Source organism: Streptomyces sp. NPDC029296, assembly GCF_055569255.1.
Genome location: NZ_JBVHXT010000028.1, coordinates 17,069 through 42,578 on the forward strand (window position 1 = coordinate 17,069; position 25,510 = coordinate 42,578).

21 protein-coding genes are annotated in these 25,510 nt (G+C 71.5%); 10 read left to right on the forward strand and 11 right to left on the reverse strand.

Going from position 1 to position 25,510, the window contains the following annotated elements:
- Position 1 precedes the first annotated feature (1 nt).
- The 3 genes from ACZ4W9_RS23895 to cimA all read left to right on the forward strand — a co-directional run bounded on the left by ACZ4W9_RS23895 (position 2) and on the right by cimA (position 3,947).
- Positions 2 to 607, forward strand: a complete 606-nt coding sequence (locus tag ACZ4W9_RS23895) for a TetR/AcrR family transcriptional regulator (protein ID WP_467939047.1) — start codon at positions 2 to 4, stop codon at positions 605 to 607.
- Positions 608 to 728: 121 nt separating this feature from the next.
- The gene (locus ACZ4W9_RS23900) at positions 729 to 2,051 is read left to right on the forward strand and encodes an MFS transporter (RefSeq protein WP_467939049.1); all 1,323 of its coding nucleotides are present in this window, start codon (positions 729 to 731) and stop codon (positions 2,049 to 2,051) included.
- A 285-nt stretch (positions 2,052 to 2,336) separates the two neighbouring features.
- The gene (gene cimA, locus ACZ4W9_RS23905; RefSeq protein WP_467939050.1) at positions 2,337 to 3,947 is read left to right on the forward strand and encodes a citramalate synthase; all 1,611 of its coding nucleotides are present in this window, start codon (positions 2,337 to 2,339) and stop codon (positions 3,945 to 3,947) included.
- A 13-nt stretch (positions 3,948 to 3,960) separates the two neighbouring features.
- Here the strand turns inward: cimA and ACZ4W9_RS23910 are convergent, their stop codons facing one another.
- The 3 genes from ACZ4W9_RS23910 to ACZ4W9_RS23920 all read right to left on the reverse strand — a co-directional run bounded on the left by ACZ4W9_RS23910 (position 3,961) and on the right by ACZ4W9_RS23920 (position 6,987).
- The gene (locus tag ACZ4W9_RS23910; protein ID WP_467939051.1) at positions 3,961 to 4,569 is read right to left on the reverse strand and encodes a GOLPH3/VPS74 family protein; all 609 of its coding nucleotides are present in this window, start codon (positions 4,567 to 4,569) and stop codon (positions 3,961 to 3,963) included.
- A 193-nt stretch (positions 4,570 to 4,762) separates the two neighbouring features.
- Positions 4,763 to 5,095, reverse strand: a complete 333-nt coding sequence (locus tag ACZ4W9_RS23915) for a hypothetical protein (protein ID WP_467939053.1) — start codon at positions 5,093 to 5,095, stop codon at positions 4,763 to 4,765.
- Between the two features lie 26 nt (positions 5,096 to 5,121).
- Complete coding sequence (locus ACZ4W9_RS23920) at positions 5,122 to 6,987, reverse strand: ricin-type beta-trefoil lectin domain protein (protein WP_467939055.1); 1,866 nt, start codon at positions 6,985 to 6,987, stop codon at positions 5,122 to 5,124.
- A 144-nt stretch (positions 6,988 to 7,131) separates the two neighbouring features.
- Here ACZ4W9_RS23920 and ACZ4W9_RS23925 point away from each other — a divergent pair, with 144 nt between their 5' ends.
- Positions 7,132 to 10,149, forward strand: coding sequence for a glycoside hydrolase family 3 N-terminal domain-containing protein (locus tag ACZ4W9_RS23925; protein ID WP_467939057.1), 3,018 nt, complete (start codon positions 7,132 to 7,134; stop codon positions 10,147 to 10,149).
- A 43-nt stretch (positions 10,150 to 10,192) separates the two neighbouring features.
- Positions 10,193 to 11,557, forward strand: a complete 1,365-nt coding sequence (locus ACZ4W9_RS23930; protein WP_467939059.1) for a hypothetical protein — start codon at positions 10,193 to 10,195, stop codon at positions 11,555 to 11,557.
- A gap of 3 nt (positions 11,558 to 11,560) precedes the next feature.
- Here ACZ4W9_RS23930 and ACZ4W9_RS23935 read toward each other — a convergent pair whose 3' ends face one another.
- Positions 11,561 to 11,797, reverse strand: coding sequence for a DUF397 domain-containing protein (locus tag ACZ4W9_RS23935; protein WP_467939061.1), 237 nt, complete (start codon positions 11,795 to 11,797; stop codon positions 11,561 to 11,563).
- Positions 11,794 to 12,615, reverse strand: coding sequence for a helix-turn-helix domain-containing protein (locus ACZ4W9_RS23940; RefSeq protein ID WP_467939063.1), 822 nt, complete (start codon positions 12,613 to 12,615; stop codon positions 11,794 to 11,796). Before ACZ4W9_RS23940 ends, ACZ4W9_RS23935 begins: the two co-directional genes overlap by 4 nt.
- A 112-nt stretch (positions 12,616 to 12,727) precedes the next feature.
- Here ACZ4W9_RS23940 and ACZ4W9_RS23945 point away from each other — a divergent pair, with 112 nt between their 5' ends.
- A complete protein-coding gene (locus tag ACZ4W9_RS23945) occupies positions 12,728 to 13,138 on the forward strand; it encodes an ATP-binding protein (protein ID WP_467939065.1) in 411 nt (136 codons plus the stop codon).
- A gap of 1,329 nt (positions 13,139 to 14,467) precedes the next feature.
- On the opposite strand, the gene ACZ4W9_RS23950 is transcribed toward ACZ4W9_RS23945, so the two are convergent.
- Positions 14,468 to 15,079, reverse strand: coding sequence for a YceI family protein (locus ACZ4W9_RS23950; protein WP_467939067.1), 612 nt, complete (start codon positions 15,077 to 15,079; stop codon positions 14,468 to 14,470).
- Between the two features lie 213 nt (positions 15,080 to 15,292).
- On the opposite strand from ACZ4W9_RS23950, the gene ACZ4W9_RS23955 reads away from it, so the two are divergent.
- The 4 genes from ACZ4W9_RS23955 to ACZ4W9_RS23970 all read left to right on the forward strand — a co-directional run bounded on the left by ACZ4W9_RS23955 (position 15,293) and on the right by ACZ4W9_RS23970 (position 20,087).
- Positions 15,293 to 15,790, forward strand: a complete 498-nt coding sequence (locus tag ACZ4W9_RS23955; RefSeq protein WP_467939069.1) for a hypothetical protein — start codon at positions 15,293 to 15,295, stop codon at positions 15,788 to 15,790.
- 34 nt (positions 15,791 to 15,824) lie between these two features.
- Positions 15,825 to 18,125: a polysaccharide lyase 8 family protein gene (locus ACZ4W9_RS23960; RefSeq protein WP_467939071.1), complete on the forward strand. Its 2,301-nt coding sequence runs from the start codon at positions 15,825 to 15,827 to the stop codon at positions 18,123 to 18,125.
- A 154-nt stretch (positions 18,126 to 18,279) separates the two neighbouring features.
- Positions 18,280 to 19,875, forward strand: a complete 1,596-nt coding sequence (locus tag ACZ4W9_RS23965) for an acyl-CoA carboxylase subunit beta (RefSeq protein WP_467939073.1) — start codon at positions 18,280 to 18,282, stop codon at positions 19,873 to 19,875.
- A 20-nt stretch (positions 19,876 to 19,895) separates the two neighbouring features.
- A complete protein-coding gene (locus ACZ4W9_RS23970) occupies positions 19,896 to 20,087 on the forward strand; it encodes an acyl-CoA carboxylase epsilon subunit (RefSeq protein WP_467939075.1) in 192 nt (63 codons plus the stop codon).
- Positions 20,088 to 20,149: 62 nt separating this feature from the next.
- Here the strand turns inward: ACZ4W9_RS23970 and ACZ4W9_RS23975 are convergent, their stop codons facing one another.
- From ACZ4W9_RS23975 to ACZ4W9_RS23995, 5 genes are all read right to left on the reverse strand, one after another.
- Positions 20,150 to 20,434 carry a hypothetical protein gene (locus ACZ4W9_RS23975; protein ID WP_467939077.1) on the reverse strand — a complete coding sequence of 95 codons (285 nt, stop codon included), beginning with the start codon at positions 20,432 to 20,434 and terminating at the stop codon, positions 20,150 to 20,152.
- Positions 20,435 to 20,523: 89 nt separating this feature from the next.
- A complete protein-coding gene (locus tag ACZ4W9_RS23980) occupies positions 20,524 to 21,105 on the reverse strand; it encodes a GTP-binding protein (protein ID WP_093769009.1) in 582 nt (193 codons plus the stop codon).
- Positions 21,086 to 21,664 (reverse strand): DUF742 domain-containing protein, encoded by a 579-nt coding sequence (locus ACZ4W9_RS23985; RefSeq protein WP_467939079.1) that lies wholly within the window; start codon positions 21,662 to 21,664, stop codon positions 21,086 to 21,088. The genes ACZ4W9_RS23980 and ACZ4W9_RS23985 overlap by 20 nt, the downstream gene beginning before the upstream one ends.
- A gap of 96 nt (positions 21,665 to 21,760) precedes the next feature.
- Positions 21,761 to 22,174 (reverse strand): roadblock/LC7 domain-containing protein, encoded by a 414-nt coding sequence (locus ACZ4W9_RS23990; RefSeq protein ID WP_004983065.1) that lies wholly within the window; start codon positions 22,172 to 22,174, stop codon positions 21,761 to 21,763.
- A 10-nt stretch (positions 22,175 to 22,184) separates the two neighbouring features.
- Complete coding sequence (locus tag ACZ4W9_RS23995; RefSeq protein WP_467939081.1) at positions 22,185 to 25,463, reverse strand: sensor histidine kinase; 3,279 nt, start codon at positions 25,461 to 25,463, stop codon at positions 22,185 to 22,187.
- Positions 25,464 to 25,510: the final 47 nt, after the last annotated feature.

The following is a 25,510-nucleotide window of genomic DNA, read 5'->3' on the forward strand; positions in this document are numbered from 1 at the left end:
GATGGCCGGTGCGGGCCGGGCGCGCAGGAACGCGCCGCCGCGCGAGGAGGTCCTCGCCGCCGCCATGGGCATGATCGCCGAGCGCGGTCTGGAGAAGCTCACCATGGCGGGGCTCGGCCGCGAGGTCGGCATGAGCAGCGGCCATCTGCTGTACTACTTCCACTCCAAGGACGAGCTGCTGCTCCAGACCCTGGAGTGGAGCGAGGGCCGGCTCGGCGCTCGGCGGGCCCGGCTGCTCGCCGGTCCCGGGACCGCCCGGGAGCGGCTGGAGGCGTACGTCGACCTGTACGTCCCCGAAGGCCACCGGGACCCGCACTGGACGCTGTGGCTGGAGGTCTGGAACCGCTCGCAGAACGCCGACGGGGCCGCGCGCGAGCGGCAGGCCGCGATCGAGGGCGCCTGGCACCGCGACCTGGTCGCGCTGATCGCCGAGGGGGTGTCGCGGGGGGAGTTCCGGGGGGTGGACGCGGACCGCTTCGCCACGCGGACGCGTGCGCTGCTCGACGGGTTCTCGATCCATGTGGCCATCGGGTTGCGCGGTACCGATCGTGAGCGAGTGCTTCTGCATGTGCGGGAGTTCTTCGAGGACGCGTTGGCAGTCGTTTAGCCGCGGCGCCGTCGTGGTCGCTCGCGCTCACGCGGCGGAGCCGCATATCGATACGGCCCCGCGCCCCTTCGGGGGCGCTGCTCAGGAATCGTTCACTCCCGCTCGGGGCATGTACCGGCCCATGGGACGTCAACACTGGAAGAAGATCTGGGTCGGCTCGGCGGGGAACATGGTCGAGTGGTTCGACTGGTTCGTGTACGCGAGCTTCGCCACCTATTTCGCCGGCGCGTTCTTCCCGAGCGGCAACCCCACCGCACAGCTGATGAACACCGCCGGCATCTTCGCCGTCGGCTTCTTCATGCGCCCGGTGGGCGGCTGGCTGCTGGGCAGGGTCGGCGACCGCAAGGGGCGCAAGGCGGCGCTCACCCTGACCGTCACCCTCATGTCGGCCTCGGCGGTCCTCATCGCCGTGGCCCCCACCTACGGCGTCGCCGGCTACGGCGGCGCGCTCGTCCTGCTCGTCGCCCGGCTGCTCCAGGGCCTGTCCGTGGGCGGCGAGTACGCGGCCAGCGCCACCTATCTCACCGAGGCGTCGGACCCCGCCCGGCGCGGCTTCGCCTCCAGCTTCCAGTACGTCTCCATGACCGCCGGCCAGATCGCGGGCCTCGGCCTCCAGATCATCCTGCAGCGGACCATGTCCGACGACGCCCTGCACAGCTACGGCTGGCGCATCCCGTTCATCGTGGGCGCGCTCGGCGCGGCCGTCATCTTCTACCTGCGCCGCAGCATGCTGGAGACCGAGGTGTACGCGGAGGACACCTCGCACAGCGCCGAGCGCGGCACCCTGCGCGCCCTGTGGCAGCACAAGCGGGAGGCGTTCCTGGTCATCGCCCTCACCATGGGCGGCACGGTGGCGTACTACACGTACACCACCTATCTGACCAAGTACCTGTCCAACTCGGCGGGCCTGTCGAAGCAGACCGCGACCCTGGTCTCCTTCACCGCGCTGATCGTCTTCGCCTGCCTCCAGCCGCTCGCCGGCGCCCTGTCCGACCGCATCGGCCGCCGCCCGCTGCTGATCACCTTCGCCGTCGGCTCCACCTTCCTCACCGTGCCGATCATGACGCTGCTCAGGCACGTGGACGGCTACTGGCCCGCCCTCGGCCTCGCCCTGCTCGCGCTGGTCGTGATCACCGGCTACACCTCGATCAACGCCTGTGTGAAGGCCGAGCTGTTCCCGACCGGCATCCGCGCGCTCGGCGTGGCCCTGCCGTACGCCATCGCCAACGCCCTCTTCGGCGGCACCGCCGAGTACGTCGCCCTGTGGTTCAAGAAGGGCGGCATCGAGTCCGGCTTCTACTGGTACGTGGCCGCCTGCGCCGCCGTCTCCCTGATCGTGTACGTCACCATGCGCGAGACGAAGGACCTGGACCTGGCCCGGGTGAAGGCCGCCGAGGGAACCGGGGCGGGCGACGGGGAGTCCAGTCTGACGACCGCATCCTGAGACGGGCGGTGAGCCGGGGGCGGGGCTGTGCCAGACTTCCCCCGTGCTCTCGTTCGCCATGATTATTGGCAGCAGGCGCGCCGGTCCGCAGTGACCACCTCGTACGACCAGGTGCGGGTGGCCACCGTCGTCCTCGACCCGCGCGCAGACCTCTCGCACCCGCGAGGGGTTTTTTCGTTTTCCGGCCCACCTTCAGCCGGAAGCGGAGCGCGCGGGAGGATTGGGGGGATGGTGGAGCCGGTCATTCCGGTAAGACCGAAGATCCACAACAGGAGCCTTGAGACCATGACCGAGACGGCAACCAGCGAGCTCGACGACTCGTTCCACGTCTTCGACACCACGCTGCGCGACGGGGCGCAGCGCGAGGGGATCAACCTCACCGTCGCGGACAAGCTGGCCATCGCCCGGCACCTGGACGACTTCGGCGTCGGCTTCATCGAGGGCGGCTGGCCCGGTGCGAACCCCCGGGACACCGAGTTCTTCGCCCGTGCCCGCCAGGAGATCGACTTCCGCCACGCCCAGCTGGTCGCCTTCGGCGCCACCCGCCGCGCCGGCACCACGGCCGCCGAGGACCCGCAGGTGAACGCGCTGCTGGAGTCCGGCGCCCCGGTGATCACGCTGGTCGCCAAGTCGCACGACCGGCACGTGGAGCTGGCGCTGCGCACCACCCTGGACGAGAACCTGGAGATGGTCCGCGACACCGTGTCGTACCTGGTGGGCCGGGGCCGCCGGGTCTTCGTGGACTGCGAGCACTTCTTCGACGGCTACCGCGCCAACCCCGACTACGCCAAGGCCGTCGTCCGCACCGCCGCCGAGGCGGGTGCGGACGTCGTCGTCCTGTGCGACACCAACGGCGGCATGCTGCCCGCCCAGGTGCACGCGGTCGTCTCCACCGTCCTCGCCGACACCGGCGCCCGGCTCGGCATCCACGCCCAGGACGACACCGGCTGCGCGGTCGCCAACACCCTGGCCGCCGTGGACGGGGGCGCCACGCACGTGCAGTGCACGGCCAACGGCTACGGCGAACGCGTCGGCAACGCCAACCTGTTCCCGGTGGTCGCCGCCCTGGAGCTGAAGTACGGCAAGAAGGTGCTGCCCGAGGGCAGGCTGCGCGAGACCACCCGCACCTCCCACGCCATCGCCGAGGTCGTCAACCTCACCCCGTCCACGCATCAGCCGTACGTGGGAGTGTCGGCGTTCGCGCACAAGGCCGGGCTGCACGCCTCCGCCATCAAGGTCGACCCCGACCTGTACCAGCACATCGACCCCGAGCTGGTCGGCAACACCATGCGCATGCTGGTCTCCGACATGGCGGGCCGCGCCTCCATCGAGCTGAAGGGCAAGGAACTCGGCATCGACCTCGGCGGCGACCGGGAGCTGGTCGGCCGCGTGGTCGAGCGCGTGAAGGAACGCGAACTCAAGGGCTACACCTACGAGGCCGCCGACGCCTCCTTCGAACTGCTGCTGCGCGCCGAGGTGGAGGGCCGGCCGCTGAAGTACTTCGACGTGGAGTCCTGGCGGGCCATCGTGGAGGACCGCCCCGACGGCACCCACGCCAACGAGGCCACGGTCAAGCTGTGGGCCAAGAGCGAGCGGATCGTCGCCACCGCCGAGGGCAACGGCCCGGTCAACGCCCTCGACCGGGCCCTGAGGGTGGCGCTGGAGCGGATCTACCCGCAGCTCGCCAAGCTGGAGCTGGTCGACTACAAGGTCCGCATCCTGGAGGGCAAGCACGGCACCTCCTCCACCACCCGCGTACTGATCTCCACCTCCGACGGCTCCGGCGAGTGGGCCACGGTCGGCGTGGCGGAGAACGTCATCGCCGCGTCCTGGCAGGCCCTGGAGGACGCCTACACCTACGGCCTCCTCCGGGCGGGCGTGGAACCGGCGGAATAGTCCCGCCGGTCGCTCACGGCGCCCGCCAGATGTTGTCGAACGCCACCGTCTCGATGCGGCGGCGTTCGCGCACCGCCCCCAGTTCGGTGACCGCGTCGCCGACCGCGATCAGCACGGTGACGACCGCCTCGTCCTCGGGCCCGTCCCCGGCGGGGCGGTCGGCGCCGATGCCGAGGGTGGCCGCGAGCCCGGTGAGCACCGGGTCGCGGGACTCCCAGCGGTCGGTGGCGTGGCGCCGCACGGCGGTGTCGGCCGGGGACGCGGCCCTGCCGCTCCGCCGGGGCAGCCAGTGGTGGCGCCGCTCCCCGGCGAGCTGCCCCGCCGCCTCCAGGACGTCGTGGTAGGCCACGGCCAGCCCCTCGCCGCGCCGCCACAGCCAGTCCGCGACCGTCTCGTACGGCTCCTCGCGCCGGAGCCGGGCCCCCGCCTCGTCCAGCATCCGGTCACCCGTGGTCAGCACCGGCCCCGGGACGACGCGCTCGCCCTCCAGGGTGAGCGCCCGCGCGCCGAGCAGGTCGATCAGCTCGGCCCCGGCGAGCGCCAGCGACAGATCGCCCTGTTCGACGGGGTGCTCCCCGGGGACGTCCAGGCTGACGAGGAAAAGATCCTGCGGTGTGGTCATGTCCTCCACCATGGTCCGCTCCTGCCCGATCCGCAGCACGGCACACCGGCACCGCTCAGCACGAGTCCGCCGCGAGCCGCTCGAACGCGCGCCCGCTCAGCACCCGTCCGTCCGCCCACACCTGCCCCGGCCTCAGCCGGGCGAGCTGTTCGGTGGTGAACTCGACCGTCCCGTTGTGGGAGTCGCCGCCGCTTTACTGCCCGAACCCGAGGACGTAGTGGTGCCGGGGCAGCGGCCGGCGCGGACCCCGGTGCCGGGCGGCCCAGCCGGCGGGCGGGGCGAAGAGAGGGAAGTCGGCGGCGCCGCGCAGTCCCTCCTTCTCCGCGTCCCAGCCGGTGATGACGGGCCCGCCGGCGCCGCCGTGCGGCCGCCCGTCCAGGTACGGGTTCCGGTAGCCGTCGTCGCCGCACGGACGGAACACCGCGTACGGCGTCCCGTCCGGCGCGGCCCGCACCCCCACGAGCGGCAGGTCGACGGCCCCGCAGCCGCTCAGCAGCAGCACCCCGCCGACGACCCCCGCCGCCACGGCCCCCGTGTGTCGCAATGTCCCGCCTAACGCAGTGCCCACTTCTGGTTGGCGGCCCCGGTGCACGACCAGATCTGGGCCCGGGCCCCGTTCGCCGGCGAGTTGTCGGTGACGTCGAGGCACTTGCCGGCCGCCGTGTTCACCACATCACCCGTGGCCGCGTCGTACGACCACCGTTGGGCACCGGTTCCGTTGCAGCCGTACAACTGGACCTTGGCGCCGTCCGCCGTCGAACCCGAGGCCACGTCCAGGCACGTGCCGAGCGCCCGGACCGACCCGTCGGCCCGCACGGTCCACTGCTGGGCGGTGCTGCCGTTGCAGTCGTAGAGCTGCACCGCCGTGCCGTCGGCACTCGAACCGCCCGCCACGTCCAGGCACTTGCCGGCCAGGCCCACGAAGGCCCCGGTCCGGTCGCCGCCCCCGGACTGGGTGCCGGACCAGGTGAAGGTCGCCGAGGTCTTCCCCGGCAGCGCGTACGTGGCGTGCTGTGATCCCCAGTTGACGGTGAGCGTCTTCGCCGACGAGGAGTCGTTGTACGCGATCAGCGCCTTGCTGCCGTCCGGGTTGCGCCAGGCCACGTTCGGCACGGCGGCGGACGCGGTGGAGGCGATGCGCTGGGCGCCGGGGCGGACGAACTTCGTCAGGTGGCCCATGTCGTAGTACTCGACGGTGTAGTCCACGGTGCCGCTCGCGCCATCGCCGTTGTGCACGGTGACCAGTCCGGTGCAGGTGCCGCACCCGCCGTTGTGCGGGCCCATGTTCTGGTCCACGGCCAGCGACCACTTGGTCACCGACTTCGCCCAGTTGCGCGTGTAGTCGATGATGTCCGACATGTCCTCGCGCTGCTGGTTCGCGATCCAGGTGCCGCCGGAGTGCTCGGTGCCGAAGGCGTCCAGCGCCGGGTACCGGTTGTGCACGGCGGTCTGCTTGCCGATGTCACCGCCGTAGCCGTGCCAGGCGATCCCGCCGAAGTTGGGGTGGCTGCGGACGGCCGGGTCGTCCACGGTCTGGGCCGCGTAGGAGTCGTACACGTCCCAGTTCCAGTCGTGCGCCAGCACCTTCGTGCCCAGGCCCGCCGCCTGGAGCCTGGGCAGCAGCTCGTTCTTCGTGAAGTAGGCGAGGCCGCTCGCGTTCCAGCTCATCGACGGATAGCCGGAACAGCACGTCGGCTCGTTCTGCGCGGTGACGTACCGCACGTCGATGCCCTGCGCTTGGTACGCCTGGAGGTACTTCACGAAGTACGCGGCGTACGCGCCGTAGTCCTCGGCCTTCAGCCAGCCGCCGTTGAGCGAGCCGCTGTCCTTCATCCACGCCGGTGCCGTCCACGGCGAGGCCATCACCGTCAGGGACGGGTTCAGCCGGAGCGCCTGCTGCGTCAGCGGGACCACGTCCGCCAGGTCGTGCGCTAGGGAGAACCTCGCCAGCGACGGGTCGCTCTGCCCGGCGGGCACGTCGTCGTAGGTGTAGCCGTAGCGGGCCAGGTCGGAGGCGCCCATCGGGTTGCGCAGGAACGACAGGCCGATGCCGTCGGCCGGCGAGAACAGCTTGCGCATGGCCGCGTCCCGGGCCGTCTGCGACAGCGCTCCGCTGCCGTTCATCAGCCAGGCGGCGGTGTCGGTGAAGGACGCGCCGCCGCCGGTGAAGGTCTGGTAGCGGGTGTTCTCGTCCACGGTGATGTTCTCGCCGCTCCCGCCCGTGCCGGGCTGGAAGGCGAACGGGGTCTGCGGCGCCAGGCCGCGTACGACATGCCGGCCGGCGGAGTCGTCGGTGGTGGTGAGCCAGGCGGTGACCTGCTCGCCGGCCGCGTGCGCGGGGACCGCGGCCACGCCGTACCCGGCGGCGGAGAGCAGTCCGGCCAGCAGCAGCCGGACCGCGCGGGGGGTTCTCCTCATGGTGCGTCGCCCTTCCTTCAGGGTTCGACGGATGACGGGTCGTCTTGACGGGGATGTGAGGCCCTAGTTAACTCACGGCGTGAGCTAAGCCCTGAGTGAACCACGAGAGTCCACGAGTGCACCGTGAGAGTCAAGGGAAGGTCCATGCGTAGAACCGCCCTGCTCGCCTCCGCCACGCTCCTGGCCGGTCTGCTGCCCTGGGCGGCCACCGCCCGGGCCGCCGACGGGCCGGCCCCCACCGCCGTCGACCGCTTCGAGGGCGAGGTGCCCTTCGCCGCCCAGCCCGCCGAGGGCCTCTTCACCTGGGGCGGCGACAGCGACGACCCGCCCGCCCTGCGCCTGGCCGACCGCGCCGACGCCCCCGACGGCGCCAAGGTCCTGACCGGCGCCTACGACATCAGCGGCTACGGCGGCTTCACCCACGACTACGCCGCCACCGCCCCCGCCCACGACTGGTCCGCCCACCGGGGCATCCGCTTCTGGTGGGACGGCCGGAACAACGGGCGGAAGATCACCCTGGAGATCAAGGACGGCGGCGCCCACGGCGAGGCCTCCGAACTCTGGACGGCCTCCTTCACCGACGACTTCACCGGCTGGAAGCAGGTCGAACTCCCCTTCACCGACTTCGTCTACCGCACCGACTACCAGCCCGTCGGCGGCATCGACCACGTCCTCGGTCTCAAGGAGATGTGGGGCTACTCCCTCACCCTGCCGGCCGGCGCCAAGGGCGACTTCGCCATGGACGGCGTGGAGCTGTACGGCACGGCGGACCCGGCCCTGCGCGCCACCGTCACCACCGACGCGCCCGTCCACCCCGTCAAGGAGGGCGGCACGGCGAAGGTGAAGGTCACGGTCGCCACCACCGGCGAGGCACCCCTCGCCGACCCCGTGACCGTCGCCTACACCACGGCCGGCGGCACCGCGACCTCCGGCGCCGACTACACCCCCGTCTCCGGCACCCTCACCTTCCCCGCCGGCACCGCCTCCGGCGCCACCCGGACCATCGAGGTGCCCACCCGCCGCGACCGCGCGGCCGAACCCGCCGAGACCATCCCGCTGAAGCTCACGGTCACCGGCGCCAAGGCGCCCGCCGAGAATCCGCAGGTCGTGGTCGACGCGCACGGACTGCCGTACCTGAACGCCAGGCTCCCGATCCGCGAGCGGGTCGCCGACCTGCTCGGCCGGATGTCGCCGGCGGAGAAGGCCGGCCAGATGACCCAGGCCGAGCGCGGCGGCGTGGGCCAGGGCGCCGACATCACTGCCTACGCCCTCGGCTCGCTGCTGTCCGGCGGCGGCTCCACGCCCACGCCCAACACGCCCGAGGCATGGGCGAAGATGATCGACGGCTTCCAGCTGCGGACCCGGGCCACCCGCCTCCAGATCCCGCTGGTCTACGGCGTCGACGCGGTCCACGGCCACAACAACCTCGTCGGCGCGACGATCCTGCCGCACAACATCGGCATCGGCGCCTCCCGCGATCCGCGACTGGCCCAGGCGACGGGCGCGGTGACCGCCGCCGAGGTCCGCGCGACCGGCGTCCCCTGGGACTTCGCGCCCTGCCTGTGCGTGAGCCGCGACGAACGCTGGGGCCGCGCCTACGAGTCCTACGGCGAGGACCCGGCCCTGGTCGAGTCCATGGAGACGGTGATCCAGGGCCTCCAGGGCCGCGCCGACGGCCGGGACCTGGGGCGCGCCGACAAGGTGCTGGCCTCGGCCAAGCACTTCGCCGCCGACGGCGGCACCGCCTACGGCTCCTCGGCCACCGGCTCGTACACCATCGACCAGGGCGTCACCACCGCCACCCGCGAGCAGCTGGAGGACATCCACCTGGCGCCGTACCAGGAGGCCGTCGACCGGGGTGTCGGCACGGTCATGCCGTCGTACTCCTCGCTGGACATCACCGGCGACGGCAAGGGCGCGGTCAAGATGCACGCCCGCGGCGACATGATCAACGGCGTGCTCAAGGACCGGATGGGCTTCGACGGCTTCGTGATCAGCGACTACAACGCCGTCGACCAGCTCCCCGGCGACCAGCCCACCCGGGTGCGCACGGCGGTGAACGCGGGCGTCGACATGATGATGGTGCCGTACTCCTACAAGGACTTCAGCACCACGCTCGTCGACGAGGCCAGGGCCGGCCGGGTCACCGGCAAGCGGATCGACGACGCCGTCTCCCGCATCCTCACCCAGAAGTTCAAGCTCGGCCTGTTCGAGCACCCCTACGCCGACACCTCCGGGGCCGCCGCCATCGGCTCCGCGGAACACCGGAAGGTCGCCCGCCGGGCCGCCGCCGAGTCGCAGGTGCTGCTGAAGAACACGGGCGGGCTGCTGCCGCTGAAGAAGAGCGAGAAGGTGTACGTCGCCGGGTCCAACGCCGACGACATCGGCAACCAGACCGGCGGCTGGACCGTCACCTGGCAGGGCGCCTCCGGTGACATCGTGCCCGGCACGACCGTCCTGGAGGGCCTGCGGAAGGCGGGCGGCCGGGTCACCTACTCCAAGGACGCGTCCGCACCGCTGGCCGGCCACGACGTGGGCGTGGTCGTCGTCGGCGAGACCCCGTACGCCGAGGGCGTCGGCGACGTCGGCAACAACGGCCACGACCTCACGCTGTCGGCCGCCGACCGGGCCGCCGTGGACAAGGTCTGCGCGGCCATGAAGTGCGCGGTGCTGATCGTCTCCGGCCGCCCCCAGCTCATCGGGGACCGGCTCGGCGGGATCGACGCCCTGGTGGCCTCCTGGCTGCCCGGCACCGAGGGCGACGGCGTCGCCGACGTGCTCTACGGCAAGCGCCCCTTCACCGGACAGCTCCCGGTCAGCTGGCCGAAGTCCGAGGCCCAGCTCCCGATCAATGTGGGCGACACGGCGTACGACCCGCAGTTCCCCTACGGCTGGGGCCTGACCACCCTCGCCGAGATCCCGCAGGGCGGCACGTCCACCCTGCGCGCCCTCGCGGCCAGGGCCGCGGCGGCCGAGCGGCACGGAGACGACAAGGCCGGACGCGCGCTGGTGACCCGGGCCCGCCTCCTGGTCCAGCGGAAGGCGGCCGGCCACCTCACCCAGGCGGTCTCCAAGCCCTTCGCCGACGCGGACCACCTGCTGCTGACCGGCCGGTACGGAAAGGCGGTGCAGAAGCTCGCGGAGGCATACCGGGCCGCCTGACCTCGGATGCCCTAATTGGGGAGGCTTCGGGTAGTTTCGAGGTATGAAGGTCGTGCCGCGGAACCGAAGCCTCCCCGCACTGCTGCTGGCCGTGCTGGTCCTGGTGCTGACGACCACGTTCGCACCCGGGGCCAGGGCGGACACCAGCGTCTCCGAGATCGCCCGGGCCCTGCGCGCGAGCCCGGTCTACGTCGACCCGGCCGCCCGGGACCAGCTCTCCGCCCAGACCGCCGAAGCCCTCGCCGCCCGGATCAAACGCGCGGACAGGCCCCTGTTCATCGCGGTCCTCCCGGCCGGCTACCCCACCGCCGGCCTCTTCACCGACCTGCGCGCGGCGACCGGGATCACCGGCCTGTACGGCGTCCGCCTCGGCGACCGTTTCGACGCCCGCGCCGACTCCTCCGTCATGTCGCCCACGGCCCGGCAGAACCTCGTCCGCAGCGTCCAGGGCGAGGACACCACGACCCAGCTGGCCGACTTCACCGACCGCGCCCTGATCAACATGGGCGGCCACGCCCCCCGGAGCTGGGGCGGCACGACCGACGGCCGGGTGTCCGGCACGGCCCTGATCGCGACGGCCGCCGTCCTGGTGGCGGCCGGCGCGGGCGCGTACACACTGGTCCGGCGCAACCGCCGGCGCCGCGAGGACGAGCAGCGGGCCGCCCTGGACCGGCTGCGGGTGGTCGTGGACGAGGACATCACCGCGTTCGGCGAGGAACTGGACCGCCTGGACTTCCAGCCCGGCGCACCCGGCGCCGACGACGCCATGCGCGCGGACTACGAGCACGCGCTCGACGCCTACGACACCGCGAAACAGCGCATGGCCATGGCGGAGCGCCCGGAGGACGTCCGCGGGGTCACCGAGGCGCTGGAGGACGGCCGCTTCTCCCTGGCCACCCTCGCCGCCCGCCGCGAGGGCCGCCCGCTCCCGCAGCGCCGCCCGCCGTGCTTCTTCGACCCCCGCCACGGCCCGTCCACCACCGACGCCACCTGGACCCCGCCCGGCGGGGCCCCGCGCAACGTGCCGGTCTGCGCGGCCGACGCCACCCGTCTGGCCGACGGCCGCGACCCGGTGATCCGCGAGGTCGACACCGACTACGGCCGCCGCCCCTACTGGGACGCGGGCCCCGCCTACGGCCCCTGGGCGGGCGGCTACTTCGGCGGCGGCCTGCTGCCGGGCCTCCTCGTCGGCACCATGCTGGGCGGCATGATGGCGACACCCTCCTACGCCGCCGACTACGGAGCCGGGTACGGCGACTTCGGCGCGGGCGGCTACGAGGGCGGGGACGTCTCCGGCACGGACTTCGATCCCGGCGACTTCGGCGGTGGCTTCGGCGACGGGGGTGGCTTCGACGGAGGCGGTGGCGACTTCGGCGGGGGCGGGGACTTCGGCGGCGGCAACTTCTGAGGGCTAGACGCCCTTGAGGAAGTCGTTCCAGGTGGCGGGGGAGAGGGTGAGCGTGGGGCCGGTGGGGATCTTGGAGTCGCGGATGTGGATGGCGGCGGGGTGGGAGGCTACCTCTACGCAGTTGCCGCCTTCGCTGCTGCTGTAGCTGGACTTGCGCCAGGAGCAAGCCATTTCGAGGCAGTTGCCGCCTTCGTTGCTGCTGTAGCTGGACTTGAACCATGCGAGTGCTGCGGTGTTCATGACTCTCCTAGCAGTCCTTTCAGCAGGCGCACGCTCTCGTCGGGTGAGAGGGCCTGGGACCGCAGCATTCCATACTTGAGGTGGTAATCGCTGACCTCGTCGGGATCATCGACGAGGAAGCTGGCGCGCTGCACCTCCAGGTAGACCAGTCGCTCGAACTCGGGAGTTTCCAGCAGGGTCATGGGTCCCGCGAGCCCGGCGTGCGGCATGCGGTCCATGGGCATGATCTGCACGCTCATATGAATGGGTGCGGTGTACTCAAGGATCTGCCGAATCTGTGCCCGCATGACGTCCGGGCCGCCGACCTCTCGCCGCAGGATGCTCTCCTCCAGGACGAAGTGCCCCACGGGCGGCCGGTCCCGCTGCCAGATCAACTGCCGATCCATGCGAGCTTGAACCCACTGCTCAGCCGTCTCGCTCCCGAGCGCGGGATAACGGGAGTCGAAGGCGGCCAGGCAGTACTCCCGGGTCTGCAGCAATCCCGGCACCATCTGGGTCTCGTAGGCGAGAATGCTCATCGCTTCCTGCTCGTGATCGACCAATCCCTGAGCGAACTGAACGATCCGATCCCGTACCGGCAGCCTGGCGACGACCACCGTTAAGGCGCCGCCCGTTTCCAGGAGGTCATCGAACTGCTCGGCGCGATCCGGCTGTAGGGCCAGCCTCCCTTGCTCGATGGACCTCACTGTGTCGACGGAGATGTTGGCCATCTCGGCCAGTTGTTCCTGTGTGAGGTGTGCTTTCTTGCGGTAGTGGGCGACGAGTGCGCCGACCGCATACCACGAACCGACCTTCTTGGGCCTGGGTGCCACGTGCATGGCCGTTCCTTTCCCCCGTATGCACGCCGATCTGTCGTAGTGGACTCGTAGTGATGAGGACTACGACTTCACTCACTGCCCCAGTGTAGTGACACACAGTGACATTGGCCTCGTGAATGCACAAACCCAACACCCCCACACACGCCAGGCGTTCTACCGGCGGGACCGCAGGTCGGTACGGCTCGCACGGCAGTTCGCATGGCAGACCCTGATCGACTGGGCGGCGGCCGAGCGCGGCGACGACGTCTTGCTCTGCGTGAGCGAGCTGGCGACCAATGCCCTTCTCCACGGTGTCCCCGCGGGCCGTGGCTTTCTCCTCCGTCTGGCCCGGCACGCGGACGGCGCCCTACGGGTGGAGGTGCACGACAGTGGACCGGGCGAGGTCCGTTGCCCGGACCCGGCGCCGGATGCGAACGCGGAACACGGCAGGGGACTGCTCCTGGTCGCGGCGTTGGCGGACAAGTGGGGCGTGGGGGAGCGGAACCCAGGAAAGATCGTGTGGTGTGAGTTCCTGAGAAAGTGACCGTGGGGCCGCCCGCTTCTTGGTCAGTGTCGTGCTTCCGTGAGCCGAGTCAAGGGCGCGTTCCGCGTCGGCTGCGCCGATGGCCCTGCGGGCCACCCTTGACACGGCTCACTCCAGCACGGGGTAGAAGCGAGCGGGCGGCCAGGGGAAAGTGGCCGGCTCGACCTCGTCGGCCCCTGAGGTCGGCTGCGTTCGCACCGTCGGCGAGGAATGCGCGCTCGCGCCTCGCCAGCACGCCGGGAGGGCTTGGCGGCTTCCGGCCCGGTGGGGCGGTGCGCGGTCTCGTCTCGCCCGCACGCCGGGTCGGCTTGGCGGCTGCTGGCCCGGTGGCGGGTGGTACGCGCTCGCGTCTCGCCTGCACGCGCCGGGAAGGGCTCAGCGGCTTCCGGCTCGGTGGCGGGTGCGCCCTCGCGTCTCGCCTGCACGCCGGGCCGGTGGGCGTCCGGCGGCCGTCATCAGGCCAGCCGGTCACAAGGGCTCCCCGTGCGGGCTTCCCTTCGGGTTCCCCGGGCGGCGGCCGGGCCTCACCGGGTCGTCGGCCGATCCACCCGGTAGGCAGTTTTGGAATGCCTGTCCATAATTAACCCCCTCGGCCCCCAGCCCCACCACGACAGCAGCCCCGCCCCCCGAATCGACCGCGCCAGGGCCTAGGAAGGCCGTCCGCCACCACCCCGCCACAAGGCGCCGCGCCACCCCACCGGACCACCAGCCAGCCACCGAACCGCCCCGGCCCGGCGCGCAGGCGAGACGAGGACGACCGGCACCCACCACCGGCCCGCCAGCCGCGCCCTCCCGGCGTCCACGCGAGACGCGAGCGCGTACCCGTCACCGGGCTGCACGCCGCTTGGCCCTCCCGGCGTGCAGGCGAGGCGAGATCGCGCACCTGCCACCCGCCGCCGGGCCGTTCGCCGCCGCGCCCTCCCGGCGTCCATGCGAGACGCGAGCGCGTACCACCCACCGGGCCGGAAGCCGCTTCGCCCTCCCGGCGTGCAGGCGAGGCGAGGACGCGCACCGCCCCACCGGGCCGGAAGCCGCCAAGCTCACCCGGCGTGCTGGCGAGGCGCGGGTGCGTGCCCCTGCCGACAGGGGTGGGCAGCCTGCCCCAGGGTCCGGTACCGGTCGGGGCCACCGCTCTTCCGGGCCGCTCGCTCGCTTCTTCCCCGGGCTGGAGCGAGGCGTGTCAAGGGTGGCCCGGAGGGCCATCGCCGAAGGCGACGCGCAGCGCCCTTGACTCGGCTCGCGGAAGCCCGACACTGACCGGGAAGCGAGCGGCCCAACAGCCACTTCCGAACACCGGAGCCCACACCCACGGCGGGCCCCCGACCCACCTCACGCCTGCTTGATCGCCGAGATGTCGAACGTCAGCTTCACCTTGTCGGAGATCAGCACCCCGCCCGTCTCCAGCGCCGCGTTCCACGTCAGGCCCCACTCGGACCGCAGGATCTCCGCCTTGCCGGTGAAGCCCACACGCTCGTTGCCGAACGGGTCCTTGGCGAAGCCGTTGAACTCCAGGTCGATGGTCAGCGGCTTGGTGACACCGAGCAGGGACAGCTCGCCGGTGACGCGGTAGTCCTCCCCGCCCAGCGCCTCCGCGCCCGTGGACCGGAACGTCATCATCGGAAACTCGTCCGTCTTGAAGAAGTCCGCCGACTTCAGGTGCGTGTCCCGGTCCGCGTTGCCCGTGTCGATGCTCTCCATCCGGACATCGAGCACGGCGGTCGACTTCGCGGGGTCGGCCCCGTCCAGGTGCAGCGTGCCGGTGAAGTCGCCGAACCCGCCCTTGACGTTGGTGACCATGGCGTGCCGGGCGACGAACCCGATCGTGCTGTGGGCCGGGTCGATCTCGTAGTCGCCGGTCAGCGCGGTCAGGTCGGGACCGGTGGAGGCCGGCGCGGCCGGGGCGGGCTGGGTGGTGGTGTTCTTGCGGCCGAAGATGCCCATGACGTGCTCCTGGTTGAACGTTGAACTAAGTTCCGGCTCTGACCATAACCCCAATCTGTTCAACGTTCAACTACAACCTCACCGTGTCGCCACGCTCGCGCACAGTCACCCGTTCGTGCCTCTGGTGCACCCCCCGCCCCCTCGGGCACCATCTGCCTGCACCACCTGCACAGCCGCCCCGAGAAACCCCGGCCCACCGCAGGAAGGCATGCCATGAAGACCCGCCCGCTGCTGACCGCCCTCGCCCTCGTCGTCGCCCCCGGCGTCGCCGTCGTCGGCACCGCCACCGACGCCTTCGCCGTCACCAAGATCAGCCACGCCACCGCCACCTCGATGTTCCGCCAGGTCGGCATCACCTGGTCGTCCTCCGGCAACTGCTCGGACCGGAACAACTCCACCTGCACGTCCTTCGAGCAGCTCAACCTCGCCACCGCCCAGGGCGCCCAGACCCTCAAGGGAGCCAGCGGCTGCGCGCTCAACATCACCGGCGGCACCGAGACCGGCCACGCCTCCGGCACCTACTCCCACTGGAACGGCTACAAGCTCGACTACGGCAAGAACACGTGCGTGACGTCGTACGTCAAGAACACCTTCACGTACATCGGCCTGCGCGGTGACGGCGCCCCGCAGTACAAGTCCGGCTCCGGGAACATCTACGCCGACGAGGGCAACCACTGGGACGTCCTCTACTACAACTGCGGCGGCTGCTGAGCGGCGGGCGAGGGCGGTGACCGGGCCCCTCGGCATGTCCCGACGCGCACTGCTGCTGGCCGCCGCCCTCGCCGCCACCCCCGGGTGGGGCGCACGCGCGGCCGGCGCCGACCCCTACGAGACGCTGCGCCAACGCTGGCTCGGCATCGCGCTCGGCACCGGATACGACCCGGCCGCCGAACCGTACGCCTCCCGCCTCGCCCGACTCGGCGAGCGGGCACGGGAGTTCCAGGCCGCCATGCTCCCCGGCCCCGCCTCCCTGTGGCCCGGTCACCCCTTCGACCCGCCCTCCGGGATCACCTTCAGCTACGGCCGCCTGTGGACCATGACCCAGGCGTACGTCCAGGCCGGTACCGGCGTCACCGGCGACCCGGTCCTGCTCACCGACGTGCTGCGCGGCCTCGACCACCTGTCCGCCACCGTCTACCACCCCGCCACCACCCGCTACGGCAACTGGTGGGAGTGGCAGATCGGCAGCCCCCGCCTGCTGATGGACATCACCGCCGCCCTGTACGCACACGCGGGCCCGGACCGGGTCGCGGCGGCCTGTGCGGCCGTCGACCACTTCCTGCCCGACACCGTGCTCACCGACTACTCCGGCACCTCCACCGGCGCCAACCGCGTCGACCTGTGCCGCTCGGTCGCCCTGCGCGGCGTCCTCGGCCGCAGCCCGCGGAAGATCGCCCTCGCCCGCGACGCCCTCTCGCCCGTCTTCCCGTACGTCACCCGGGGCGACGGCCTCTACGCCGACGGCTCCTTCGTCCAGCACACCTGGGTCGCCTACTCGGGCACCTACGGCCAGGTCCTGCTGGACGGTCTCGGGCGGCTGTTCGCGCTGCTCACCGGCTCGCAGTGGGAGATCACCGACCCCGCCCGGCAGAACGTCCTCGACAGCGTCGAGCACGCCTACGCACCGCTGATCCACGACGGACTGGTCATGGACTGCGTCAACGGCCGCGCCATCAGCCGGGGTTGGTCACGCTCCGACGACCAGGGCGTGATGCGCGGCGACCACTACCACGGGCAGGCCCTGATCGCCGCCATCGCCCTCCTCGCCGGCGGCGCGAGCACGGCGGAGCGCGAGCGGTGGTACGGCCGCGTCAAGGGCTGGATCGAACGGGACACCGTGACCACGATGCTGACGTCCCCTCAGTTCGGGGTCGCCGATCTCGCGCGGCTGCACACCGTCGCCGCCTCGCCCGTGCCCGCCGCCCCCGAACCCCTCGGCCACCGCCTCTTTTCCGCCATGGACCGCGCCGTCCACCGCGCCCCCCGCTTCACCGCCGCCCTCGCCATGGCCAGCGACCGCATCGCCCACTACGAGTGCGGCAACGGCGAGAACCCGCGCGGCTGGCACACCGGCTCCGGCATGCTCTCGTGGTGGCCGCGGGGGAGCGGCGACCAGTACACCGACTGGTACTGGCCCACCGTCGACTGGTACCGGCTGCCCGGCACCACCGTCTCCACCCGGCGGCTCGCCGACCGGGCCGGCGGCGAATGGGGCGCCCCCAGACCGGACGTCCGCTGGGTCGGCGGCACCACCGACGGCACCTACGCGGCCGTCGGCCAGCACCTCGAGGGCCTCGGCTCCACCCTCCGGGCCCACAAGTCCTGGTACTTCCTCGACGACGCCGTGGTCTGCCTCGGTGCCGGAATCTCCTGCGCCGACGGCGTCCCGGTCGAGACGGTCGTGGACAACCGCAACCTGGGGGAGAACGGCACCCAGCGCCTCGTACGCGGCCGGGACTGGGCGCACCTGGAGGGCCACGGCGGCTGGATCCTGCCCCACGGCGGCGAGCTGCGCACCCTGCGCGAGGACCGCACCGGCGCCTGGGCCGACATCAACACCGCCGGCAGCCCCGAACGGCGCACCCGCCGCTGGCAGACCCTCTGGCTCGACCACGGCACCGACCCGGCCGGCGCCTGCTACGCCTACGTCCTGCTGCCCGGCGCCACCCGCGCCGAGACCGTCGCCCGGGCGGGCGACCGGCACTGGCTGACCGTCCTCGCCAACGACACCACCGCCCAGGCCGTCGCCGTGCCCCGGCTGGGGCTGACGGCGTGCACCTTCTGGGGGACCGGTACGGTGGGGGAGCTGACCGTCTCGGCCGGCGCGAGCGTGCTCGTCGTGCGCCGGGGCCGGACCGCCGCCCTCCGGATCAGCGAGCCGCCCCGCACCGGCGCCCCCCTCGAACTGGTCTGGGAGCACCCGGTGCGCGCGGTCACCCGGGCCGGCGACGGCGTCGAGGTGCTGTCGGCGGACCGCCGTCTGAGGCTGCGCGTCACTCCGGGGATGGCATGTGCCACCCGTGAATGTGAGGTGACTCTCAGCTGATCGGTTTGTGGCCTCCCTACAACGCGAAGCCCTCCTGAGCAGTCGGAACGGCTGCATTCCGTAGTGGTTCTGTTCACTCGTACCAGGAAAACGGGCCGGAGACTGTACAGAGTCGACGGCTCGCTTTTCTTGGTGTCCTTCGTAAGGTCGCTACATGACCGTTTTGGAAGAGACGACGGGTGAGCCGACCGGTGAGCCGACGGACGCGCGCGGACGGGTCGCAGAGCTGCACGACATCCGTGCGCGGGCCGTGGCGGGCCCGAGCGAGAAGGCGACCGAGGCGCAGCACGCCAAGGGCAAGCTGACGGCGCGGGAGCGGATCGAGCTGCTCCTCGACCCCGGGTCCTTCCAGGAGGTCGAGCAGTTGCGCCGGCACCGGGCGACCGGTTTCGGCCTGGAGGCGAAGAAGCCGTACACCGACGGCGTCATCACCGGCTGGGGCACGGTCGAGGGCCGCACGGTCTTCGTCTACGCGCACGACTTCCGCATCTTCGGCGGCGCGCTGGGCGAGGCCCACGCCACCAAGATCCACAAGATCATGGACATGGCCATCGCGGCCGGGGCCCCGCTGGTCTCCCTGAACGACGGCGCCGGCGCCCGCATCCAGGAGGGCGTCTCCGCCCTCGCCGGCTACGGCGGCATCTTCCAGCGCAACACCAAGGCCAGCGGTGTCATCCCGCAGATCTCGGTGATGCTCGGCCCGTGCGCGGGCGGCGCCGCGTACTCCCCGGCCCTCACGGACTTCGTCTTCATGGTCCGCGAGACCTCGCAGATGTTCATCACCGGCCCGGACGTGGTCAAGGCCGTGACCGGCGAGGAGATCACCCAGAACGGCCTGGGCGGCGCCGACGTCCACGCCGAGACCTCCGGCGTCTGCCACTTCGCGTACGACGACGAGGAGACGTGCATCGCCGAGGTGCGCTACCTCCTCTCGCTGCTCCCGCAGAACAACCGCGAGAACCCGCCGCGCGTGGAGTCCACGGACCCGGTCGACCGCCGCAGCGATGTCCTGCTGGACCTGGTCCCGGCCGACGGCAACCGGCCGTACGACATGGCCAAGGTCATCGAGGAGATCGTCGACGACGGCGAGTACCTGGAGGTCCACGAGCGCTGGGCGCGCAACATCATCTGCGCCCTCGCCCGCCTCGACGGCCAGGTCGTCGGCATCATCGCCAACCAGCCCCAGGTCCTCGCCGGCGTCCTGGACATCGAGGCGAGTGAAAAGGCTGCGCGCTTCGTCCAGATGTGTGACGCTTTCAATATCCCGATCGTCACCTTCCTGGACGTCCCCGGGTTCCTCCCCGGCGTCGACCAGGAGCACGGCGGAATCATCCGCCACGGCGCGAAGCTGCTGTACGCCTACTGCAACGCCACCGTGCCGAGGATCTCGCTCATCCTGCGCAAGGCGTACGGAGGTGCCTACATCGTCATGGACTCCCAGTCGATCGGCGCCGACCTCACCTACGCGTGGCCGACGAACGAGATCGCCGTGATGGGCGCGGAAGGCGCGGCCAACGTCATCTTCCGCCGGCAGATCGCCTCCGCCCAGGACCCCGAGGCCATGCGGCAGAAGATGGTCAAGGAGTACAAGGCCGAGCTGATGCACCCGTACTACGCGGCCGAACGGGGTCTGGTCGACGACGTCATCGACCCCACCGAGACCCGCGAGGTGCTGGTCAAGTCGCTGGCGATGCTGCACACCAAGCACGCCGACCTGCCCTCCCGCAAGCACGGCAACCCGCCCCAGTGACCTCACGGAGACCGACACCCATGAGCACTCCCGACATCCGCGTCGAAAAGGGCCACGCCGAGCCCGAGGAAGTCGCCGCCCTCACGGCCCTCCTCCTGGCCCGAGCCGCCGCCCAGCCCACCCCGGCCCCGACCCACCGCCTCCGCGCCAAGGCAGGCTGGCGCCGCCTGGAACGAGAGCCCGGCTTCCGCGCCCCGCACAGCTGGCACTGAGCGCCGTACGCCACGACCCCGTCACTCCTCCGGGAGGGCGGGGTCGTGGCGCGTCCGGGCGTTCACCCGTCCTGCCGCCTCTCGTCCCGCCTTCGCAGCCACGGGTCCAGTGGCAGGGACAGGGTGGCCACGCAGACCGCCGGCCACAGGGAGGTCAGGCGCAGACCCGGCGTCCACAGGGGCAGCAGGACGGCGGTCAGGAACGTGGTGAGCCAGCCCAGGACCAGCGGGCTGCGCAGCCGCGCCCGCACCGGGAAGAGCAGGGCCGAGGACACCAGCGCGCTCGGCACCAGCAGCAGCGCCGCCCACAGCAGCGCGCTCCAGCCGTCGACCTCGATCACATTCATCCCCGTACCACCCGCACGCGCTCACGACGAAGGCTCCTGTCGCCAAGGAAGAGCGACAGGAGCCGTGGTCGGTTGCCCGGGCGGCCGGGTTACCGCAGCCGTGCCATGAGGGCGTGTTCGACGAGGGTGATGAGGGCGCTCTTGGCGTCGGCGCGGTGGCGGGCGTCGGTGGTGATGATGGGGGTGTCGGGGCCGATCTGGAGTGCTTCGCGGACTTCGTCGGGGCTGTAGGGCTGTTGTCCGTCGAAGCCGTTGAGGGCGATGACGAAGGGGAGGCCGCTGTTCTCGAAGTAGTCGACGGCGGGGAAGCAGTCGGCGAGGCGGCGGGTGTCGACGAGGACGATGGCGCCGATGGCGCCGCGGACCAGGTCGTCCCACATGAACCAGAAGCGGTCCTGTCCGGGGGTGCCGAACAGGTAGAGGATGAGGTCCTGGTCCAGGGTGATGCGGCCGAAGTCCATGGCCACCGTGGTGGTGGTCTTGTCCCCGGTGTGGGTGAGGTCGTCGATGCCGGCCGACGCGGACGTCATGACGGCCTCTGTGCGCAGCGGGTTGATCTCCGAGACGGCGCCGACGAACGTGGTCTTGCCCACGCCGAAGCCGCCCGCCACCACGATCTTCGCGGAGGTGGTGGAGCGGGAAGGACCGCCGCTAGAGCTTGCGAAGTCCACTGAGCACCCTTTCGAGCAGTGTCACGTCTGGCTGGCCACCGGCGTTCTCGTCGCCGCCGGGCTGATGGATGGCGACCAGGCCCGCCTCCGCCAAGTCGGCGACGAGGATCCTGGCCACGCCGAGGGGGATCGTCAGCAGGGCCGAGATCTCGGCCACCGACTTGATCTCCCGGCACAGGTTGCAGATCCGCTGATGCTCGGGCAGCTGGCCCTGCATCTGGTGCGGAGCGGCGGTGGTGTGCACCAGTGCCTCGATGGCGAGCTGGTAGCGCGGGCGGGTCCGGCCGCCGGTCATGGCGTACGGACGCACCAGGGGGTTGTTCGACGCCGAGGCCGGAGCCGGCTCCGGGCGGCGCTGCGGCTGGACCGGCTGGATGCGCGGCGCCTGCGGCGGCTCGTACGGCGGCTGGTTGTACGGGCCGGGGCCCTGCGGGGTGTAGGGCCGGCGGTGGCTGGGGGCGGAGGGGAAGTTGTACGGGTTCGCCGAGCCGTCGTTCTGACCCTGGGCAGGGCCGTACGACCAATTGCCCGAAGACGAACTGCCTGGGGGTGTTGCCACTTTCTCCTCCTCCGAACCGCGCCGGGCACCCATCCCTGTGGAAGCCGCGTCCCGAAACCTTACGACCCCGGGACACGTATACGCATCGTCCGATTACTAGTTGAGAAGGCTTCCCTGGAGCTCCGCGCGGAGATCCGGGGTGAGAACCGTGCCCGCGCGGTCCACCAGAAGGGCCATCTCGTACCCGATGAGACCGATGTCCGCCTCCGGATGGGCCAGCACCGCGAGGGACGACCCGTCCGAGATGGACATGATGAAGAGGAATCCTCGCTCCATCTCCACAACCGTCTGGTTCACGCTGCCGCCCTCGAAGATGCGCGAGGCACCGGCGGTCAGCGAGGTCAGACCGGAGGCGACGGCCGCGAGCTGGTCGGCACGGTCGCGGGGAAAGCCTTCGGACATCGCCAGAAGGAGTCCGTCGGCGGAGACCACCACCGTGTGGGACACCCCCGGGGTGTTGTCCACGAAGTTGGTGATCAACCAGTTCAGGTTCTGTGCCGCCTGGCTCATCGGGCTCACACTAACGCTCCTGGTTGTAGGTGCTGTCAGGACCGAAGCCCTGGCCGTTCGTATCACTGCCTGCGCTGCGCCCGCGCTGGACGCCCCGACGCAGGTTGCTCAGCCTGCCCCGGACGTCCTCCGGGGCGCGGGAGACCTGAGGGCCTCCCTGGGGGGTGGATTCGGCGGAACCCTCGACCAGGTTGGCCTTGGGCACCCGCCGCGGCAGACCGGACGCGGTGACCCCGCCTGCCTTGGGCTTCTTGAGCTGCGCGGCCTGCTGCCACCGCTCGTCGTTCGCCGACCGCCAGTCGCCGTCGCCGCCCGTGCCCTGCGCGCTCCCCGGTGCCGGGGACGCCGCATCCTGCCGCACGCGCGCCGTGCCGTTCGCGTGCGCGGAGCCGGCGCCGTGGGAACCGCCCGCGGCGGAGCCACGGCGGGGCAGCCCGGAATCGGTCAGCTCGTGCGCGGCGGGAGAGGCCGTACCCGGACGGTCGAAGCCTACGCCGTCGTGCTCGCTCGCGTCAGCGGCCCGCGGGGATTCCGCTTCCGGAGCGTACTGGGCCGGATAGCCGTTCTGGTAGCCGTCCTGCTGCGGCCAGTCGTCCTGGTAGGACGGCTGCTGAGCGGGCTCCGCATACGGCGCCTCGGGCTCAGGGTAACCGCCGCCGGCCAGGAAGCCCTCGTGCTGCGGCGCCTCGCCCGTCGGCGCGTAGTACCGCTCGTCGTACGGCTGCTCGTACGGCCGCTCGTACGACCCGGTGTGCTGCTCCTCGTACGACCCCGTGTGCTGCTCTTCGTACGATCCGGTGTGCTGCTCCTCGTACGCCGGAGCCTCGTACGCCTGCTGCTCCTGGTACGCCTGCTGCGGCTGCTCCTGGTACGCCTGCTGCCGGCCGGTGAACGGGTCCTGGTAGGGGGCCTCGGCGGTCTCGTGCTGCGGCTCGGCGTGCTGCTGGCCGTGCGCCTGGGCCTCCAGGGCGGCGCGGCGCTCCTCGCGCAGCCGGGTGCGGCCGACGGTGTCCAGCCCCTGGCCGCCGTCGGGGCCCTCGGTGTACCGGCTGTCGTCGAAGCCCAGCTCGGCGGCGGTGCGCACGGGCTGCTGCTGAGTGCCGAAGTCCCCGTCCCGGAACTGCTGTTCCGGGATGATCTGCGAGACGGTGAACTCGTCGCGCTCCAGCGGGGCTTCGCCGCCACCGCCGTGCGTGATCGCGTCCGGCAGCATGACCAGCGAGGTCGTACCGGCCTGCTCGCCCGAGGGGCGCAGCTGGACCCGGATGCCGTGCCGGTCGGACAGCCGGCCGACCACGAACAGGCCCATGCGCTGGGAGATCGCGGCGTCCACGGTCGGCGGGTTGGCCAGCTTGTGGTTGATGTCCGCGAAGTCCTCGGCGGTCAGGCCGATGCCCTTGTCATGGATCTCGATCATGACGCGGCCGTCGGGCAGCCGGGTCGCGGTGACCCGCACCTTGGTCTGCGGGGAGGAGAACGTGGTGGCGTTCTCCAGCAGCTCGGCCAGCAGGTGCACCAGGTCGGTGACCGCGCGGCCGTGGATCTCGGCCTCCGGCACACCGGACAGCTCGATGCGCTCGTACTGCTCCACCTCGGAGGAGGCGGCGCGCAACACGTCGACCAGCGGCACCGGCTGGTCCCAGCGGCGGCCGGGCTCCTCGCCGGCGAGCACGAGGAGGTTCTCGCCGTTGCGGCGCATACGGGTGGCCAGGTGGTCCAGCTTGAACAGGTTCTCCAGCTGGTCCGGGTCCGCCTCGTTGTTCTCCAGGTCGGTGATCAGGGTCAGCTGGCCCTCGATCAGCGACTGGTTGCGGCGCGAGAGGTTGGTGAAGATCGCGTTGATGTTGCCCCGCAGCAGCGCCTGCTCGGAGGCGAGCCGGACCGCCTCGCGGTGCACCTGGTCGAAGGCGCGGGCGACCTCGCCGATCTCGTCCTTGCTGGTGATCGGGATCGGCTCGATCCGGGTGTCGACCCGGCCGGGGTCGGTACGGGAGAGCTGGTCGACCAGCATCGGCAGCCGCTGCTCGGCGATGCCGAAGGCGGCGTTGCGCAGCCGGCGCATCGAGCGGCTCATCTGCCGGGCCACCAGGCCGGCCAGGATGAACGCGGCCAGCAGACCGATGACGACCACGGCACCGGTGACGAGGGCGGAGGTCTTGGCGTCGTCGGCGATGCCGGACGCCTCGCTCACGGCCTTGTCGGCCATGTCCGCCTCGATCTGGCGGTAGGCCTTGTACTTCAGCGTGTTCACCGCGAACCAGTTGTCGGCGGTGATGCCCTTGGCGGCCAGCCCGGCACGGGTGAGGGAGCCGGTGTCCTTCATGGTGGCCAGCGCCGTGACCATGTCGGCCGGGTCGGACGGCGGGGCGACGTAGTCCGGGTCCTTGCCCTTGGCCTCCTGGGCCAGCGCGGCGGCGTCCGCCTCGACCTTCGTCGTGGCGTCCTTCAGCTTCTGCGCGTCGGCCTCGGTGCCACCGCCCCGGTACTCCTCCAGCGCGATGCGCTCCAGGTAGGCGTACGAGGACAGGGAGATCCGCTGAGTCGTCAGGTTCGGGGCGTCCGGACCGGGCTTGACCAGCAGGTGCGTACCGATCGACCGCTCCAGCGACAGCGCCGCCTTGGTCAGCGAGATGGCGTAGACCGTGCGGCCGTAGGAGGTGATGTTTCCGGTGCCCAGCCCGAGTTCGTTGGCGAACTCCATCAGCGGGTGGGCGACCTCGACGTAGCCCTCCTCGGTCTTCACACCGGTCATCCGGGAGGTGTACGCGGCCTGCCGCAGCCTGGCCAGCTCCGGCTCGGCCTCGTGGAACAGCGACAGCCGGCGCTTGAGGCCGGACTTGCCCGGCGCGCTCTTCGCCGCCTCCTCGAACGCCCGGGCCGCCTGGTCGGTGGTCTTGCGGGCGCCCTCGACGACCTGCTTGCTCTCGGCGTCCTTCTTCTTCAGGAGCAGCGGCTCGGCGGTGAGGTCGCGCTCGTTCTCCAGCGCGTCGGCGTAGGAGAGGGCGGCACGCACCAGACGGGCGGTGTTCTCGGCGTCGCGCGCCTCCTGCCAGGTGTCGATCGAGCCCTTCACCTGGAAGCCGCCCATGACGAGGCCGACCAGCACGGGTATGAGCAGGATCGCGTTCAGCCGGGTGGGCACCCGCCAGTTCCGGGGCGAGAGACGGCCACCGGACGCCGGAGCCGCTGCCGGCTCCGCACCGGGAACGGGGGTGGGCGCCGCAGCGCGCGGCGGCGGGGTGAAGTTGCCCCGCGCCGACGGCTCGGGACCGTTCTTGCTTCGCCTCACTCGACCAACAACCTCTCGGCGGTCGGCACCTACGTCGTGCCGCAGTC

Excerpts from the sequence above, each read along its gene's own strand:
- ACZ4W9_RS23895 (WP_467939047.1), top strand. The coding sequence starts at position 2 with ATGGCCGGTGCGGGCCGGGCGCGCAGGAACGCGCCGCCGCGCGAGGAG.
- ACZ4W9_RS23900 (WP_467939049.1), top strand. The coding sequence starts at position 729 with ATGGGACGTCAACACTGGAAGAAGATCTGGGTCGGCTCGGCGGGGAAC.
- cimA (WP_467939050.1), top strand. The coding sequence starts at position 2,337 with ATGACCGAGACGGCAACCAGCGAGCTCGACGACTCGTTCCACGTCTTC.
- ACZ4W9_RS23910 (WP_467939051.1), bottom strand. The coding sequence starts at position 4,569 with ATGACCACACCGCAGGATCTTTTCCTCGTCAGCCTGGACGTCCCCGGG.
- ACZ4W9_RS23920 (WP_467939055.1), bottom strand. The coding sequence starts at position 6,987 with ATGAGGAGAACCCCCCGCGCGGTCCGGCTGCTGCTGGCCGGACTGCTC.
- ACZ4W9_RS23925 (WP_467939057.1), top strand. The coding sequence starts at position 7,132 with ATGCGTAGAACCGCCCTGCTCGCCTCCGCCACGCTCCTGGCCGGTCTG.
- ACZ4W9_RS23930 (WP_467939059.1), top strand. The coding sequence starts at position 10,193 with ATGAAGGTCGTGCCGCGGAACCGAAGCCTCCCCGCACTGCTGCTGGCC.
- ACZ4W9_RS23935 (WP_467939061.1), bottom strand. The coding sequence starts at position 11,797 with ATGAACACCGCAGCACTCGCATGGTTCAAGTCCAGCTACAGCAGCAAC.
- ACZ4W9_RS23940 (WP_467939063.1), bottom strand. The coding sequence starts at position 12,615 with ATGCACGTGGCACCCAGGCCCAAGAAGGTCGGTTCGTGGTATGCGGTC.
- ACZ4W9_RS23950 (WP_467939067.1), bottom strand. The coding sequence starts at position 15,079 with ATGGGCATCTTCGGCCGCAAGAACACCACCACCCAGCCCGCCCCGGCC.
- ACZ4W9_RS23955 (WP_467939069.1), top strand. The coding sequence starts at position 15,293 with ATGAAGACCCGCCCGCTGCTGACCGCCCTCGCCCTCGTCGTCGCCCCC.
- ACZ4W9_RS23960 (WP_467939071.1), top strand. The coding sequence starts at position 15,825 with ATGTCCCGACGCGCACTGCTGCTGGCCGCCGCCCTCGCCGCCACCCCC.
- ACZ4W9_RS23965 (WP_467939073.1), top strand. The coding sequence starts at position 18,280 with ATGACCGTTTTGGAAGAGACGACGGGTGAGCCGACCGGTGAGCCGACG.
- ACZ4W9_RS23970 (WP_467939075.1), top strand. The coding sequence starts at position 19,896 with ATGAGCACTCCCGACATCCGCGTCGAAAAGGGCCACGCCGAGCCCGAG.
- ACZ4W9_RS23975 (WP_467939077.1), bottom strand. The coding sequence starts at position 20,434 with ATGAATGTGATCGAGGTCGACGGCTGGAGCGCGCTGCTGTGGGCGGCG.
- ACZ4W9_RS23990 (WP_004983065.1), bottom strand. The coding sequence starts at position 22,174 with ATGAGCCAGGCGGCACAGAACCTGAACTGGTTGATCACCAACTTCGTG.